This window comes from Muricoccus vinaceus (genome assembly GCF_042433125.1).
Taxonomy (GTDB): Bacteria; Pseudomonadota; Alphaproteobacteria; order Acetobacterales; family Acetobacteraceae; genus Roseomonas; species Roseomonas vinacea.
Genome location: NZ_JBHLVZ010000139.1, coordinates 1 through 946 on the forward strand (window position 1 = coordinate 1; position 946 = coordinate 946).

A 946-nucleotide genomic window follows, 5' to 3' on the forward strand; every position below is an offset into this window, starting at 1 on the left:
GCTGCTCGAGCGCGAGCTGCTGGAGGCCGAGGTCGCGGCCCTCAAGGGTGGCCGCCCTTTGGTTCGGCGGAAGTCACGGCCATGAGCCTGACGCTCTCGCCCAGCAGCGGCAGGCCTTACGGCCTGGCCAGGGTGTGCCGGATCTGGCGGGCAGCCCGGGCCACGATCTACCGCCATCGCCTGCCACCCCGGACGGAGCCGCCCAGGCGACCTGGGCCGGTCGGGTCCATGCCGGATGAGGCGCTGCTGGAGGCGATCCGGACCGTCCTCGCGGCCAGCCCCTTCCATGGCGAGGGGCACCGCAAGATCTGGGCAAGGCTGCGCATGAAAGGCATCCGGACCTCCAGGCGCCGGGTGCTTCGGCTCATGCGTGAGCACAACCTGCTCGCCCCATCGCGGGTCGGCAGCCCTCGAGGCCCGCGCAACCACGACGGCACCATCATCCCTGATGCCGTGGACATCATGTGGGGCACCGACATGACCACCACCTGGACGGCTGAGGGGCAGGCGGCGGTGTTCGTCGCCGTCGATCACCACAGCGCCGGGTGCGTCGGTCTCCACGCCGCCCGGCGCGGCACCCGCTTCGAGGCGCTCGAACCCCTCAGGCAGGGCGTGCGCCTGCACTTCGGCGGCTTCGCCAAGGACATCGCGGCGGGGCTCTCGCTGCGCCACGACCACGGCTCGCAGTACATGTCCGACGCCTTCCAGGGCGAGCTGACGTTCCTCGGCATCGAGAGCTCGCCCGCCTTTGTGCGGGCACCCGAGGGGAACGGCTGCGCCGAACGCTTCATCCGAACCCTCAAGGAGAACCTCCTGTGGGTGCAGACCTTCGACACCGTCGAGCAGCTCCGCCAGGCGCTCCTCGAGTTCCGCCAGACCTACAACTCAACCTGGCTCCTCGAGCGTCACAGTTTCAGAACACCGGACGCCGTCCGCGAGGATCAGC

The 946-nt window shown here is 70.0% G+C and carries 1 pseudogene; it reads left to right on the forward strand.

The annotated features are described in order from the left end of the window. Nucleotides 1-946: pseudogene (locus tag ACFFIC_RS29990) on the forward strand (transposase); the annotation flags it as partial.